Raw genomic sequence first — 14017 nt, forward strand, 5'->3', positions numbered from 1 at the left:
GCTCCTTGGAACAAAAGTTGTTTGTCGTTGGAGCCCAGTCTAGAGAAAAACGTTCGAATAAATAGCGCAAAGACTGGGGTCTTTTAATCGCTTAATTCGATGGTTTGGCGATTAGCCCAGTACGCGCGCGCGTTGCTGAAGGCGTGCTCACGGTCCTGGCCCAGCCCGCGTAGCGCCAGGGCCATGGTCGCTACCACGGCCAGTTCACCGTAGCTGTCCTCGGACTCACCACGCCATACCGCCAACAGGTGCTCAGGTTCGAGGCTTGCCGGTTTTACATGGCGCTGGGCGCTCAGAGCCGGCCATTCCTCGTCCCAGGCCTCGCCTTGCGAGGTGCCGTAGAGGTGGCTGATGACATCTGGATTGACCTCAATCTCGCCCCCGTCGCCCTTGATCACCACGGCGTGGTCGCCGAGCAGGCGGCTGGCCTCGCGGTGTACGGCCTGATAGCCGGGGTGAAAGATGCTTTGCAGGCCGCAGCGGGCGGACAGCGGGTTGAGTACACGAGCCAGGGAGTGGATGGGAGAGCGCAGGCCCAGGGTGTTGCGCAGATCGATCATGCGTTGCAACTGCGGTGCCCAGTCCAGCAGTGGGGCGAACGCCAGGTTGCCGCGCTGCAGTGCTTGCTCGACTGCGGCCCAGTCGCGGCACACCGGTATGTCCAGCAGGCCCAGCAGTTGCTCGGTGTACATCCGCCCGGCCGTGTGTGCGCCGCCACCGTGCATGAAAATGCGCACGCCGTTGCCGGCCAGGCACTTGATCGCCAGCAGGTACCAGGGCAGGTGGCGCTTCTTGCCGGCGTAGCTCGGCCAGTCGAGGTCCACCGCAATGCGCGGTGCCGTGAGCTGGGCACGCAGGGCCTCGGTGAAGCCGGCCAGTTCGTCGGCGCTCTCTTCCTTGTGTCGCAGCAGCATCAGGAAGGCGCCCAGTTGGGTGTCCTCGACCTTGCCCTCGAGCAGTAGGCGCATGGCCGCGCGGGCTTCCTCGCGGGTTAGGCCGCGCGCACCGCGCTTGCCTTTGCCCAGGATGCGCACGAATTCGGCGAAGGGGTGTTCGGCTGGGGTTTCCAGGGTCAATGGGCGTGGAAGTGACTGGGTCATATGCAGTTGGTCGGTTTGGGCAGGCCCGCGAGCTTCGCGGCGAGTTTGGCGGGGGTGCCATTGAACAGGCGATTCAGATGCAGGCTATTGCCCTTTTCCACACCCAGGTTGAGCGCAGTGTACTTGATCAGCGGGCGGGTGGCTGGCGACAGCTGGTACTGCGCGTGAAACTGGCGCAGCAGTTCGAGAATCTCCCAATGCTCGGCGCTCAGGGCAATGTGCTCGCGGGCGGCAAGGGATTCGGCGACCTCGTGGGACCAGTCCTGCAAATCGACCAGGAAGCCGTCCTTGTCCAGGGCGATTGAGCGATCGCCGACAGTCAGGGTGTTCATAGCCAGCTGTTGACCTTGTCGTAGTGTAGGGTGAGTTCGACGAATGCGGGATAGTCCAGCGCCTTGACCTGGGCCGTTTCGAGGGCCCGGGCTCGCAGGTCTTCGTCCAGGGCGTACAGGCGATCACCGAGCCTGGCTGCCTGCAACGCATGCAGCGGCGCGCTGCCGGGCCGCAGCGCGTAGGTGGCATCACCACACAACAGCAGCGCGTCATCGGGTCCCAGAAGGCGCAGGCAACTGGCCAGGCGTTCGTCGCCAAAAGGCGAGTGGGCAATGATATGCAGGGTTGTCATCAGAGCGTCACCACCTGGTCGAAACGGGCAATCAGCGCCTTGAGCGCGGTCTCATCGAGCACCTCGACCGGCAAGCTCAGTGCCTCGCCGCTGAGGCCCCTGAGGGCCAGGCTGTGGCCACAGGCGAACAGCGCCTCGACGCCGAACATCGGCAGGGCCTGGAGGTTGGCGGTCAGATTCTTCTGTTGCAGGGCATCGGGCTGCTGGGCTGCGGTCAGTTGGAACACGCCGTCGTCCAGGAACAGCATGCCCAGCGGAAGGTCAAACGCGCCACCGGCCAAGGCAATGTCCAGCGCCTCGCGGGCGGATGGGCCGCTCCACGGCGCCTGGCGACTGATGATCAACAAGGATTTGCTCATGTCAGTCGCCTCCGAAGCAGACCAGGCGATCGGCCAGCTGCGCCGCCTCGTGCAGTTGGCCGAGGCCTGACAACTCCCATGGCTCAGGCAGGTTCACCGCCGGGCGCTGGTAGCGATTGGCTTCGGTGTCATCGAGCACCCCGCGGCGTAGGGCGGCGGCGATGCACACCACCGCGTCCAGGCGATGGGCGCTGACGAACGCACGCCACTGCGCGGCGATGTCTTGTTCGTCCTGGGGCGCAACGATATTGGCTGAGGCGCTGTGCACCCCGTCCTGATAGAAGAACAACCGGGCAATGTCATGCCCGCCGGCCAGCACTGCCTCGGCAAAGCGCAGTGCGCGCCGCGAGGAGGGCGCATGGGCCGGGGAAAAGACCGCGATGGCGAATTTCATGGAAAACCCGTGCAAAGGAATGTCGCCATGATAAAGCAAAAAGCCTGCGCAATCAGGCGCGGGCTCTGGGCGGCTGGCCGTGACGGTTTCAGGCCGGCTCTTTGCTCTCAGGCAGGAACCAGTTGAGCACCAGTGCGCACAGACCGCCCGTGGCTACTCCCGACTCCAGCACGTTGCGAATGGCCGCTGGCATGTGTGCGAGGAACTCCGGCACCTGCGCGACGCCTAGGCCCAACGCCAGAGACACGGCAATGATCAGCAGCGCGCGACGGTCCAGGCGGGTGCTGGCAAGAATATTGATGCCAGAGGCCGCCACTGCCCCGAACATCACCATGGCCGCGCCCCCGAGGACCGGCTCCGGCACGGCCTGGATCACTCCAGCCACACTTGGGAACAGGCCCAGCAGCACCAGCATGGCGGCGATCCAGATGCCGATGTGGCGGCTGGCGATGCCGGTAAGCTGAATCACACCGTTGTTCTGCGCGAAGATCGAGCTGGGGAAAGTGTTGAACAGTCCGGCCAGCAGCGAGTTGGCACCGTTGACCAGTACGCCGCCCTTGATGCGCTGCATCCATACGGGGCCTTCTACCGGCTGGCGCGAGACCTTGCTGGTGGCGGTGACGTCACCGATGGCTTCGAGCGAGGTCACCAGGTAGATCACCAGCATCGGGATGAACAGCGCCCACGAGAAGCCCAGGCCAAAGTGCAGAGGCGTCGGCACCTGGAACAGCGCGGCCTGGTGCATGCCGGTGAAGTCCAGGCGGCCAAGGTAGCCGGCCAGGGCATAGCCCACGGCCAGGGCGATGACGATAGCGCAACTGCGCATCCAGACCACTGGGATTCGGTTGAGAATAACGATGATCGCCAGCACCACCCCCGACATCAGCAGGTTCTCGCCGTTGGCGAAGGTGCCGTTGTGCATTGCACCAAAGCCACCGCCCATGCTGATCAGGCCAACCTTGATCAGGGTCAGGCCGATCATCAGCACGACGATGCCGGTCACCAGCGGAGTGATCAGGCGCTTGACGAACGGCAGGATGCGCGAGACGCCCATCTCCACGAAGGACCCGGCGATCACCACACCGAAGATTGCTGCCATTACCGCCTCGACCGGCGTGCCTTGCTGGACCATCAACGCTCCACCCGCAATCAGCGGGCCCACGAAGTTGAAGCTGGTGCCCTGAACGATCAGCAGTCCAGCGCCAAAAGGCCCAAAGCGCTTGCACTGAACGAAGGTGGCGATGCCCGAGATCACCAGCGACATCGAGACGATCAGGTTGGTGTCGCGCGCCGAGACGCCCAACGCCTGGCAGATCAGCAGTCCGGGGGTCACGATCGGCACGATAATCGCCAACAGATGCTGTAGGGCGGCCAGCAGGCCGATCAGCAGGCGCGGTTTGTCTTCCAGACCAAGCACCAGTTCATTGACAGGCGCCGCCGCGCTTGGTTGGTGTTCGTGTGAACTCATGGAAAGTGCTGCCCCGGCAGAAAAAAGGAGCGCATTCTACGGGCTGAAAACCGAATGGGGTAGGGGCTCGCAGGATGGCGCTGCGGCCTGCGATGGATTGCTCAGGAAGCTGACTTTTTGGTCAGCCTGTATCGCGACATGCCTGCTTGTTCACAGGCATGAAAAAGCCCGCAGAAGCGGGCTTTCTCTTTCGCTGGCTGGCGACCTGAATCAGTCGTCGCGGCCCATGATGCCGAACAGTTGCAGCAGGCTGACGAACAGGTTGTAGATCGATACATACAGGCTGATGGTCGCCATGATGTAGTTGCGCTCGCCGCCGTGGATGATGGCGCTGGTCTGGAACAGGATGCACACCGACGAGAACAGCACGAAGCCGGCGCTGATCGCCAGTTGCAGGCCGCTGATCTGGAAGAAGAAGCTCGCAACCACGGCGCCCAGCAGCACGAAGAAGCCGGCGGTGATGAAGCCGCTGAGGAAGCTCATGTCCTTGCGGGTGATGAGCACGTAGGCGGACAGACCACCAAACACCAGAGCGGTCATGGCGAAGGCGGAGCTGACCACTTCGGCGCCACCGCTCATACCCAGGTAGCGGTTGAGGATCGGCCCGAGGATGAAGCCCATGAAGCCGGTGAGGGCGAAGGTAGACACCAGGCCCCAGACCGAGTCACGCAGCTTGGCGGTCAGGAAGAACAGCCCGTAGAAACCGATCAGCACGACGAAAACGTTCGGGTAGCGTACGCCCATCTGCTGGGAAATGAAGGCCATGAGGCCACTGAAGGCGAGGGTGAGTGCCAGCAGGCTGTACGTGTTGCGCAGGACCTTGCTGACTTCCTGCTGCTCGACTTGTTGGCCGTGGTGTACGGCGTAATCCTGTTCGCGCATGGCGACACTCCTTAGGCGGTGGACCAGGGTCTCGGACCCTCGGTATTGAAACGTAAGTGAGCAGAGCATACCAGAGCTGTCGCAACCCGCGACACAGAGAGTTTGACAGCTTGTTTCATTACGGTATTATTGCCGCCGCAAACGCGCTGGAAGCGTGGCCGAGTGGTTTAAGGCAACGGTCTTGAAAACCGTCGATGGGCAACTATCCTAGAGTTCGAATCTCTACGCTTCCGCCACCATTTCTCATTAAAGCCCTGATTTTTCGGGGCTTTTTTGTGCGTGATCGGTTTCGGCCCATACTCTAGCCCATGCTTTGGGCGCTGGCTTCCAGTGGGCCTTTCTGGAATTTTTTGCCCAATGGTCCCTAGTCTCTGAAACGCTTGAGCTTTTTAGCGTAGAGAAGTGCCCAGAATCATCTGGGCGGGTATCTGGCCTCTGTTGGCCACGGCGCTCATGCGAAGTGCCCATCCCTGCTTTTTCGCACTCATCTCCAGCAAGCCTGAAAATGGCACTTTGATATCATTTTGTTTTCCGCTAGCATACATGACTTCCATGCCAGGTAAGGGCGCATTTCCTACGTATCGGGTACCTGCGCGAGATAACTGTAGGCCAGCGATAGGCCCGTGCGGATAAAAGTTGGGGGATACCTTCATAAGCCAGAGTGCCCCAATCCATCTGGCCGTGTAATCGCCTCATGCCAATATGAATTTATTTAGTGCTCCGCTTCCGGGGCTACGGCCTTACGGGTTCGCTGTTTTTGAGTAAGTGCAATAAGGATTCATTGGCAATCACGAGTTATGGATTTTTTGAAATGTCTTTTCTGAAAAGGTTGTGGCAAGCCATCAAAAGCTTCCTGTCGGGCACCGGTAAGCGTGTCGAAGACGAGGACGAGGCGAGCTTTCCCAAAATCGACCCGGACAAGATCAAAGCAGATCTCAAAATCATCGAGACGGCGCGCACGCATGGCGGGAAGGGAGTTCCTGACTTCAGAGATACACGGCTGACTGAGACTGAGCATCAGATCCAGGGAACCGTTGGTAAGCTGCGCGCGGCCACTCTCAAAACCGGTGAGCGATGGCTCACTCAAATCCAGGCTCGACTCGATGGGATTGATCTCACAAAAGAATTCAATCACACCATCCAGCTTGGGGATGAATTCGTTCGTAAAGCGGATGGGATTCTTTCAAGCGCAGATGGCGAGCTTCAAGAGGCTATCAGAACTGCTAAAGCTCGAAAGGCGATACTTGAGCAGTTCCGGGCAGACAATCGGCTACCAGAAGCTCCGCCGAAAATACACGGTCTTGTAGATCACATCTTCAAATTTTCCGTACTTGTCATATTTTGCGCGCTTGAGTCGTTCATCAACGCCAACTTCTTCGCTCAAGGCTTAGCAGGTGGTTTCCTCGGCGGCTTGATGATGGCACTCATGGCCGCAGACCTGAACCTTGTGGTGGCCTTCTTCAGTGGCAGGTTGCTCATCAACAAAAACCACGTCAGCGGAGTGCGCAAGACCGCAGGATGGTTCGCAGGGCTCTTTGGTTTTGCGTGGACTGCTTGCGCCGGCATCGTAGTCGCATACCTCCGCTTTGTCCTACCCCAAGTCGATGATGATGGGGCCAACCAGCTTGCTCTCGTGTGGCAGAACCTTGGTGCCCACATCTCTCCCTTCACCGACATTGAGGGCATTGCACTCTGCGCTATCACGGTAATCTTCGGTTTAGTCGCGATGTACCATGGTTACACTTGGCAAGACCGCTATCCAGGATATGAGAAGGTCTACGGTGAGTACACGGAGGCGAGTGGGGATGTCATCGAACTCATCGAAGAGTTGAGGGAGAAGCTCGAAGACGAGAAAAAGAGCATGATCAGCCAGCTCGAGCTCAAGGCCCAGAAAGCCGAGGAGTCTATTCGATATTTCAAATTCAGCATGGGCGAAAAATCCGTCGCCAAGAAGAAAGTGACAGAGCATCTAGTCCTTGCGGATAACACCATCAGGGCTCTGATCCAGGCATATCGCTATGAGAATCAACTAGCCAGGCCTGCAGACAAGCCACGGCCTGACTACTTCAATGATCCAGTTGAGCTCAGTGATCAGGATTTCCCAGATTTCGGTATCGAAAGCGACGAGAAGCGCCTACGTACTCAGGAGCAAATGCTTCGCCAGATACGGGACATTGTCGAGCCTACTCGATCCCAAATCCAGTCGTCCTTTACTGCGAAATTCGACCAGCTGAAGCCCCTTGAGAGCCTCGTGTAGGACTGAAAGATGTCTGTTTATCGCCGAAAAAAAAGCAGTACCTCGCCGGTGTTCGTTGCCGGTAGTGTTTTGGCCGCCGTAGCCCTTATCGTTGGCGCTGGCTTCCTCCTGTGGAAGAGCAGCACCCAGGATACGTTTGACAAGGTCACCTTGTGCCCCTCCAGTGGGGCGAAGGGGCAGTTCGTGGTGCTGATCGACAACACGTCGCCGTTCCCCTTCACGCAGAAGGCAGCGCTCAAGCAGCGACTCAAAGATATGGTCGTAAAAGACCTTCCGCCCGGAGCCATGCTCGCAGTCTTTCTGCTCGGGGAGGACTACAAGCACAACGGCGATCCAGTGTTTGAGAGATGCAACCCAGGCCAATGGGTCGAAGGCGAGGGTTTGACCAAGACCAAGAAGTTTGTGGACAAGGATTTTAATGAGAAATTCTTGAAGCCTCTTGAGACGGTGGTGAACCGAATCCCTTTGGATTCGCGAGGTAATACGTCTCCAATCTTTGAAATGCTGCAAGTAGCTAGCATCAATGGGTTTAATCATCAGAATGCCAATGGCGAAAAGCGTCTGATTATTTTCTCGGACATGGCTGCCAATACCGGTGATTTCTCCATGTACCGAAATTTGCAGCTCAACTACAAAGATTTCACCAAGACGAGCTACTACCAGAAAGCGGTCGCTCCTTCACTGGCAGACGTTTCGGTAACGATCAACATGATGGCCGCAGAACCCAACGCCACCCCTTTCCTGAAACGGTCGGAGTTCTGGGCTCATTATTTCTCGGACAATGGCGCCAGCCTTGAAAGCGTTAATCCCATGGAGGGGCTGTAATGAAGACTCAAAGCGCGCTCATCTACCGCGTCCAGACATGGTTCGTCATTGCACTGGTGCTCAAGATAGTGAGCGCTGGCTTCAGTCTGAAGCTTAACGACGCGATGTGGTTTGGCTTCATCGTCCCAATCAACGTGATGCTTGCTTATTGGGCGGTGGGGTATCGCGTACGCGCGCTCTACGACGTCAAACTGACCCTCGCGAAATTTGCCGATTCGATCTATTACCTTGGTTTCTTGTTCACTGTCGTCAGCATCATCATCTGCCTTTTCGACATCCAAAGTATCGGCGACAACCTGAGCAACATGGCTACACGATTCGGCGCCGCTATGGTGAGTACTGCAATCGGCATGGTTGCCCGTACATTGCACGTTGGATTCCGTCCAGATCAGGAGGATGCGGTGCGTAGCGTAGAGGAACGTGCCATCAGCGCGTCTGAGCAGCTTGCCTTCATGTTCGATGAGACGCGCGAAAAGCTCACTCGCTTTCGTGATGAGGTTGTAGCGATCTCGAAAGAAACTACGGCCGGCGCGAAAGAGCAAATTGAAGAAATCCAAAAGCACAGCATCGCTGCGATGGATACCTTTTTCGCTAATGCAACCCAGCGTAGCAACGAAGCGTTCGATGCCATGCTCAAGGATGCTAAATCGGCCAGTGATGATCTGCTCGTGACGATTAACGGGTTGGCTGACAAGAGCGAAAATACTCTCGAGCGCATGGAGTCTCATGCTCTGGACTTCGGGAACTTGGCGACTAGACGTCTGGAGCAAACTCTCTTTCCAGACGACCTCTTCGCCAACAAGCTCCAACCCGCTATCGATGCGCTTTCACAGACGACCGAAGGGGTTAACGAAAGCATCTCCACTCTTGCGGACGATGTTAAGACGGCTGCTCGCACGGTAGGTACCGCCATTCGCGGCCTAAACACGAAGACTCAAACCTTGGAAGAAACCCTGCAATCCGTCAGTGGCATCGTCGATAGCCAGGAGCGCTTGATGGATGCGATGAGCAGCCACGGCACCACGATGATTGAAGGCGTGGATCGCGTGCAGAAGGAATTCCTCGATACCCTGGATGATTACCAAAAGTATTTCCAGGAGGAAGTAAAATCAAACCGAGAAGTGGTTGAGAAGGTTATCGAACGGCTACAGGTCCTTCATCAGTATATTGAAGCGGATGACACCAAGGCTTCCTTGAGCAACGATATCATCGAAGCCTTCCGAGCCGTCGGTGAAATCAGCCAGCGAGCTAACGAAGCGTTCTCGGAATCGATCAAGACCACCTTAACCCTGTTGATCCAATCGATCGCTTCAAATAACGAAAACTATAGAGCGCTGGCTTCGCAGGTTGTTCAAGGGAGTGCCTCTCTTGAAACTGCTCACAGTAACCTTGAAGAGTTAGCTCGCAAGATTGAACAAATCAATAAAATTGAGGTTCGTCAGTCAGCTGCCAACGAATACGTCATACCTAGTGACGTAGATGGCCACGTTACGCCGCATTTGGTGAAGCTGCCTCCTGATATGAGACCTGCTTAATGAGCCGAAAGAATGACCAAGTGTTCAACCTCTCGATCACGGAGATTTGGATGGTGCTTGCGTTCATCCTTCTCCTTTTGACCGGATGGCAGGTGTGGAAGCTGACAAAAGAGAAGAATTCACTCGAGCTGAAGGTCGCCGGCCTAAACGACTTAAGTGATCGCGAGAAAGCAATTGATGAGGCTACTGTAGCCCTCAAGGTGAAACTCAAGCATCTCGGTACCAAGAATCCTGATGAAGTCGTTGCCAAACTCATAGATGCCTCCAAAGCTCGGGAAGAGTCGGAGCGTCTGAAGATCCTGCTGACCCAGAAAGACGAAGACCTTGCCGCACTGGCACCGATCGATAAAGCGTTACAAGAAAGTGGAAGCAAGGACAAGGGGGAAGACGCCAAGCGTTTAGTGCTGGAGACGCTCATGTCCTACGAGCAACTCAAGAAGCTGGTAACCGATCCGTCAAAGGAGGTGAAGCCGACCGATGTCGTGAAGCGGGTTGAGGAACTGAGTGCAACAGAAGCAGCGGTCAGAGTCGCCCTGAAAACGGACTCTAACCCCTCGACTGAACAGGTTCAGACGATGGTAAAAGACGCTGCGGCCTACGCCGCGGCGGAAAAGTCGGGGCTCAATCCTGTTGTACTGCAGAAGGCAAACAGCGACCTGAAGGGGCAGCTGCAATTTCTCAACAACAAGCTGAATCGGGGCAAGGGTGGTGATCTGCCTCCTTGCTGGGTTGATAGCTCAGGCAAACCGGAAATGTTTCTGACTGTCTTCCTCAACGACGACAACTTAACCTTTGAACCGGCCTGGCCTGCTTCGCGCCTGCCCGATGCCCAGGCTTTACCTGGGTTCTATGATCTGATGGCCAATACCTCACGAGGCTACGACGATTTCGTCCGTTCAACGTCAGCCATCAAAGCACTCGGCGAAAAAAATGAGTGTAGATACTTCGTTCGGCTCACTAGCCAGATCCAGAGCGCGCCTATTTCGGATCGTCGTCGGATTCAGATTGAAAGAAATTTCTATAAGATCGAGACCAGACGCTGATAATAGTATACGGGCGTTTATGTAGCTGCGCTTTGAGGCACTTGGATGGGCTCATATTTGGGGCCCAGATTAAAGACCCGTGCCCCGGATCCCATGCGTCCCCGGTAGTTCTGATGCTTTGTGATAGCGGAGTTCTTTTCCGTTGGAGGCGGATGCTCCTTTTTATGCGTTTCAGCTCAACTTGAGCGCTTGGGTCAACAACCCCACCACATCCGGCCCGTCCTGGCTGATCCACTTCGCGTAGTGCCTGAATATCAAGGCCGTCGAGGTGCGCCCCATCTGATCCGCTATCTACTCTGGCGTGACCAGGCCGCTGCTCAGCATCTGGCTGGCGAAGGTGTGACGGCAGGTGTTGGGAACACGCTGGTGAACGCTGGCCTTCTCTAGGTGGCCGATCCACCACCCGTGCCGCAGTACGTCTGAGGAACGATCCGGTTCACCTGTGGCGGTGTTGCGGAAAACAAACCGTACACGTTGCTCCCGAATGGTCCGGTCGTCGCGCTCGACGACTTGGATCAGTTCCGCCAGCAGTTGCCTGGTGAACCTCTAATGCACCTGTAGTGCACGAAGGGCTGGTGCGAGCAGTATCGACCGCCGTGTCGTGGTCACCTTGTATTGCCGGCGACCCGCGCGCGGCGGATCTCCACGGTACCGGCCGCCAGTCGACGTCCTCTCAAGCTAAGGCAATTGAACCTCTGAGAGAACTACGAAGCTGCCCGCGAAGGCGGCTTTCACCATCAGTGCCTGACGAAGGTTAGGCTTTAACTACGCGGAGATTAGGTTTCCGCCTCGGTACGGACACTGGTGAGGCTGCGTAGTCACCGCTTATGGCAACAGGTGCCATGCTGAAAAGGATAGGTATCAAGTCTTCTACGGTTACATCGAGCTCTCTTGCGATTCCCGCGAGGGATCGTCCGGCGTCCCTCGCAAGGCCCAGAACCTTCTGAAGTACCTGGGAGGTTTCCCTCTGAGATGGCTCAGGTTCTTGAGTGCGAGCTCCCATCGTGGAGAGCTCAATACAAATACTTCTGTAGACCCACTCTGAGAGCACGCCAGTTTTGTGGAGGCGGTAGGCCAAGGCCATAGCCGAAACGTTCCAAATTTTCTTTGCCCGGATAACGTCCTGAACCGAGTTCACACTCCAGCCGTGGGCCAGGATGCTTTGATAGGGCATTAGAAAGGCGGACGCGAACGCGTTGGCTTCGCTCTCCACCTCTTTCCCTTTATTACTGCCATGTCGGTGCAGCACCAAATGGCCAAGCTCATGAGCTGCGTCAAACCGGCTCGCTTCCGCTGACTTTTGCGTATTTAGAAAAACGAAAGGTGTTGTGCCCTTCCGCCAGCATGAAAAAGCATTGACTTGGTTAGTCTCCTCGGCAAGAGAGAAAACTCTTACGCCTTTCAGCTCAAGCAAATGAACCAAATTTTTGATGGGTAGCTGACCGAGCCCCCATTCCACGCGCACTGCCTCTGCGGCAGCCTCTGGATCCATCCCAGAACAGTCTGGAACCAAAGGATCAGGAAGATGGTACTTGGAATCGATCCAGTCGCTGAGCATGTATGCGATGCCACCTGCGGCAAGAGCTGCGTCACGCTGGCCTGCAGTCATTCTTGAAAATGATCTGAAGCTTGCATTCTCCTCGGTAGGGGCTTCTGGATCACGACCAGAGAAAAACGGGATCGGGAAGCCCAACGCCTGTGCGATACAGGACAAACTCTCCTCCGTTGGCAACTGGTCTCCGCTTTCGTAAAGAGAAATCGTCTTGCTGCTGAGCAATGTTGCATCGGCAAGCGATTTCTTCGTCCAACCTCGGCGTTGACGAGCTAATACCAAACGGGCCGGATTGAAATCGCTTATGTCGTTCATGTTCTCGGGGTCACAGGAATATCGATGGATGGACCTGCATCTGGTCCACCGAAATCGTCGGGAGCATTCAGGTTCAGGGGCGGCATGATAAAGCGCGGCTGCCATCCGTCAACCTTCCCGTTGTCGGCCATGTTGATCGGCCTTGAAAGCTCGTAGTGGACGACTTGGTTTTCCAGGTCAACGTAGAACAGAAGCATCCAGAGAATCTGTTCTGCTGATGAGTCCAAAGGGAGTCGTTGTCGCTCACTGCGATCCACCGGGAACATATCCATCTGACGAACGTTGTGGTGGACGCTTCGGCTTGTTCTATTACCCCGCTTATTGCGGGTTAGCGGGGCAGCATGCGGATTGCCTGTGTTCTCGTCGCCGCAGCACACAGTCACCGCATGCTTGTTGTCAGGAGAAATGATGCGAGGCTGGTTACTTGGGTCGGTGGGCTTCCATCCCTTCGGAACCGTTAGGACGCGCAGGGTCTCTGTCCCATAGATCCAAGCCAGGGTGCCACCTGAGCCCTTCGGCTGGAGCGGACCTGCATTGGAGGTCACACGGTAAAACTGAAGGGCAACGGTGCGCAGGTCTTCAGCAGTTATCCCTAGTAGAAGCTCTACAGCCTGTTCGGGCGGTAGGCTCGCGATCTGGTTCAAGAAATTATCAGCCATTTTTGACACTCTTCTTGTCGGGTTCCGTTTTTTATACATCATTTGATGTTGAAAAAAAAGAACCGCGTAAGAGGTTTGCAGCTGACAATCGTCCTTGCGTAAGAGCATGGTGCTGGCGCGCGCAATCGGCCCCCGCCAAGCCTGCGGGCTAAACGTGTCGGAATTTTTGCACCCCATGCTCACATGTCACGTCGAGCGCAAGCGTGGGTCTGGAGAGGCGATTACGGTGACCCGCACCGAGCCCGCCTGCCACTGATTGAACAGCTCAGGGTGCTGCTGGTCCGCTATCGGGCGATCCAACAGGCCAACGGCTAAGACGGTGACTATCTGTGCCCGAGCCGTCGCGGCCAGTCACTCAGCGGGCTTCAGGCCAGCATGGTGTTCACCTGCCCGGGGCCGGGCGAGTGGACCAGCCAAGACCTGCGCAAGGTGTCCCGCACCACTTGAACCGACCTCGGTATCGACGCCCACATCGGCGATATGCTGCTCAACCACTCATTGGGCAAGATCGCCAGCACCTACATCCACACCCAGGCCATGCAGCAGCGCCGGGCAGCCCTGGAGAAGTGGCACGCCTGGTTGGATGGCATCGGCTTCGGCGCGATTCACGGCCTTACCAAGGCCTTATCCGAAATTTCACACAATCGCGCACAGCCCGCTGATGGCGTTGCTTCGAGCGACCTTAACGAATTTGTTATTAGCAAGGATTCGAAATGACCGATTTGAATGCGCTATCGCCGGCAGCACGGTCGGCTGCAATGTGGGGCGGTGTTGCGGGGTGGGATCGGAGCGGCTGCCAGCCCGACCAAATCCGCTACATGGACGTACGCAAAGAAGCGTCCTAGCCACCAGCCGAAATGCGCCGTGGCTGCGAGACCAACAAAACCCAACTTGGAATGGCTAACGGTGCTTGCCTGATCTCGGGCTGCGAAATGACGATTCGGCGCCGTGTGAGGACAGGGTATGAACTGGTCAAGCAATTTTGGACACCGGTTAAGGTTCA

The 14017-nt window shown here is 56.9% G+C and carries 14 protein-coding genes and 1 tRNA gene; 6 read left to right on the forward strand and 9 right to left on the reverse strand.

Features of this window, described 5'->3' with window-relative positions; all coding sequences use genetic code 11:
- Positions 1 to 83 precede the first annotated feature (83 nt).
- The 7 genes from FEM01_RS19285 to FEM01_RS19315 form a co-directional block, all read right to left on the reverse strand.
- A complete protein-coding gene (locus FEM01_RS19285; protein WP_431188614.1) occupies positions 84 to 1076 on the reverse strand; it encodes a glycosyl transferase family protein in 993 nt (330 codons plus the stop codon).
- A 20-nt stretch (positions 1077 to 1096) separates the two neighbouring features.
- On the reverse strand, positions 1097 to 1432 hold the full coding sequence (locus tag FEM01_RS19290) for a TusE/DsrC/DsvC family sulfur relay protein (protein WP_138221071.1): 336 nt from the start codon (positions 1430 to 1432) through the stop codon (positions 1097 to 1099).
- Positions 1429 to 1725: a sulfurtransferase complex subunit TusB gene (gene tusB / locus FEM01_RS19295; RefSeq protein ID WP_138221072.1), complete on the reverse strand. Its 297-nt coding sequence runs from the start codon at positions 1723 to 1725 to the stop codon at positions 1429 to 1431. Before tusB ends, FEM01_RS19290 begins: the two co-directional genes overlap by 4 nt.
- On the reverse strand, positions 1725 to 2084 hold the full coding sequence (gene tusC, locus FEM01_RS19300) for a sulfurtransferase complex subunit TusC (protein ID WP_138221073.1): 360 nt from the start codon (positions 2082 to 2084) through the stop codon (positions 1725 to 1727). The genes tusB and tusC overlap by 1 nt, the downstream gene beginning before the upstream one ends.
- A gap of 1 nt (position 2085) precedes the next feature.
- Positions 2086 to 2478 (reverse strand): sulfurtransferase complex subunit TusD, encoded by a 393-nt coding sequence (gene tusD / locus FEM01_RS19305; protein ID WP_138221074.1) that lies wholly within the window; start codon positions 2476 to 2478, stop codon positions 2086 to 2088.
- A gap of 88 nt (positions 2479 to 2566) precedes the next feature.
- Complete coding sequence (locus FEM01_RS19310; protein WP_138221075.1) at positions 2567 to 3946, reverse strand: nucleobase:cation symporter-2 family protein; 1380 nt, start codon at positions 3944 to 3946, stop codon at positions 2567 to 2569.
- 210 nt (positions 3947 to 4156) lie between these two features.
- Positions 4157 to 4828 (reverse strand): Bax inhibitor-1/YccA family protein, encoded by a 672-nt coding sequence (locus FEM01_RS19315; RefSeq protein WP_138221076.1) that lies wholly within the window; start codon positions 4826 to 4828, stop codon positions 4157 to 4159.
- Positions 4829 to 4976: 148 nt separating this feature from the next.
- Here FEM01_RS19315 and FEM01_RS19320 point away from each other — a divergent pair.
- From FEM01_RS19320 to FEM01_RS19340, 5 genes are all read left to right on the forward strand, one after another.
- A tRNA-Ser gene (locus tag FEM01_RS19320) sits at positions 4977 to 5064 on the forward strand.
- A 575-nt stretch (positions 5065 to 5639) separates the two neighbouring features.
- Positions 5640 to 7085 (forward strand): hypothetical protein, encoded by a 1446-nt coding sequence (locus tag FEM01_RS19325; RefSeq protein ID WP_138221077.1) that lies wholly within the window; start codon positions 5640 to 5642, stop codon positions 7083 to 7085.
- Between the two features lie 9 nt (positions 7086 to 7094).
- A complete protein-coding gene (locus FEM01_RS19330) occupies positions 7095 to 7910 on the forward strand; it encodes a hypothetical protein (RefSeq protein ID WP_138221078.1) in 816 nt (271 codons plus the stop codon).
- A complete protein-coding gene (locus FEM01_RS19335) occupies positions 7910 to 9445 on the forward strand; it encodes a hypothetical protein (protein ID WP_138221079.1) in 1536 nt (511 codons plus the stop codon). Before FEM01_RS19330 ends, FEM01_RS19335 begins: the two co-directional genes overlap by 1 nt.
- 20 nt (positions 9446 to 9465) lie before the next feature.
- Positions 9466 to 10488, forward strand: coding sequence for a hypothetical protein (locus tag FEM01_RS19340; protein WP_240791773.1), 1023 nt, complete (start codon positions 9466 to 9468; stop codon positions 10486 to 10488).
- Between the two features lie 754 nt (positions 10489 to 11242).
- Here the strand turns inward: FEM01_RS19340 and FEM01_RS19345 are convergent.
- Together FEM01_RS19345 and FEM01_RS19350 are read right to left on the reverse strand one after the other, a co-directional pair.
- Complete coding sequence (locus FEM01_RS19345; RefSeq protein WP_138221081.1) at positions 11243 to 12355, reverse strand: helix-turn-helix domain-containing protein; 1113 nt, start codon at positions 12353 to 12355, stop codon at positions 11243 to 11245.
- A complete protein-coding gene (locus FEM01_RS19350; RefSeq protein ID WP_138221082.1) occupies positions 12352 to 13014 on the reverse strand; it encodes a hypothetical protein in 663 nt (220 codons plus the stop codon). Before FEM01_RS19350 ends, FEM01_RS19345 begins: the two co-directional genes overlap by 4 nt.
- A gap of 480 nt (positions 13015 to 13494) precedes the next feature.
- On the opposite strand from FEM01_RS19350, the gene FEM01_RS24820 reads away from it, so the two are divergent.
- Positions 13495 to 13731 carry a hypothetical protein gene (locus tag FEM01_RS24820; protein WP_240791774.1) on the forward strand — a complete coding sequence of 79 codons (237 nt, stop codon included), beginning with the start codon at positions 13495 to 13497 and terminating at the stop codon, positions 13729 to 13731.
- The last annotated feature ends 286 nt before the right edge of the window (positions 13732 to 14017 follow it).

Source organism: Pseudomonas mosselii, assembly GCF_005796105.1.
Classification (GTDB): Bacteria; Pseudomonadota; Gammaproteobacteria; order Pseudomonadales; family Pseudomonadaceae; genus Aquipseudomonas; species Aquipseudomonas mosselii_C.

Coding starts and splice junctions, on each gene's coding strand:
- FEM01_RS19325 (WP_138221077.1), top strand. CDS start 5,640: ATGTCTTTTCTGAAAAGGTTGTGGCAAGCCATCAAAAGCTTCCTGTCG.
- tusC (WP_138221073.1), bottom strand. CDS start 2,084: ATGAGCAAATCCTTGTTGATCATCAGTCGCCAGGCGCCGTGGAGCGGC.
- FEM01_RS19330 (WP_138221078.1), top strand. CDS start 7,095: ATGTCTGTTTATCGCCGAAAAAAAAGCAGTACCTCGCCGGTGTTCGTT.
- FEM01_RS19315 (WP_138221076.1), bottom strand. CDS start 4,828: ATGCGCGAACAGGATTACGCCGTACACCACGGCCAACAAGTCGAGCAG.
- tusB (WP_138221072.1), bottom strand. CDS start 1,725: ATGACAACCCTGCATATCATTGCCCACTCGCCTTTTGGCGACGAACGC.
- FEM01_RS19345 (WP_138221081.1), bottom strand. CDS start 12,355: ATGAACGACATAAGCGATTTCAATCCGGCCCGTTTGGTATTAGCTCGT.
- FEM01_RS19310 (WP_138221075.1), bottom strand. CDS start 3,946: ATGAGTTCACACGAACACCAACCAAGCGCGGCGGCGCCTGTCAATGAA.
- tusD (WP_138221074.1), bottom strand. CDS start 2,478: ATGAAATTCGCCATCGCGGTCTTTTCCCCGGCCCATGCGCCCTCCTCG.
- FEM01_RS19350 (WP_138221082.1), bottom strand. CDS start 13,014: ATGGCTGATAATTTCTTGAACCAGATCGCGAGCCTACCGCCCGAACAG.
- FEM01_RS24820 (WP_240791774.1), top strand. CDS start 13,495: ATGCTGCTCAACCACTCATTGGGCAAGATCGCCAGCACCTACATCCAC.
- FEM01_RS19290 (WP_138221071.1), bottom strand. CDS start 1,432: ATGAACACCCTGACTGTCGGCGATCGCTCAATCGCCCTGGACAAGGAC.
- FEM01_RS19335 (WP_138221079.1), top strand. CDS start 7,910: ATGAAGACTCAAAGCGCGCTCATCTACCGCGTCCAGACATGGTTCGTC.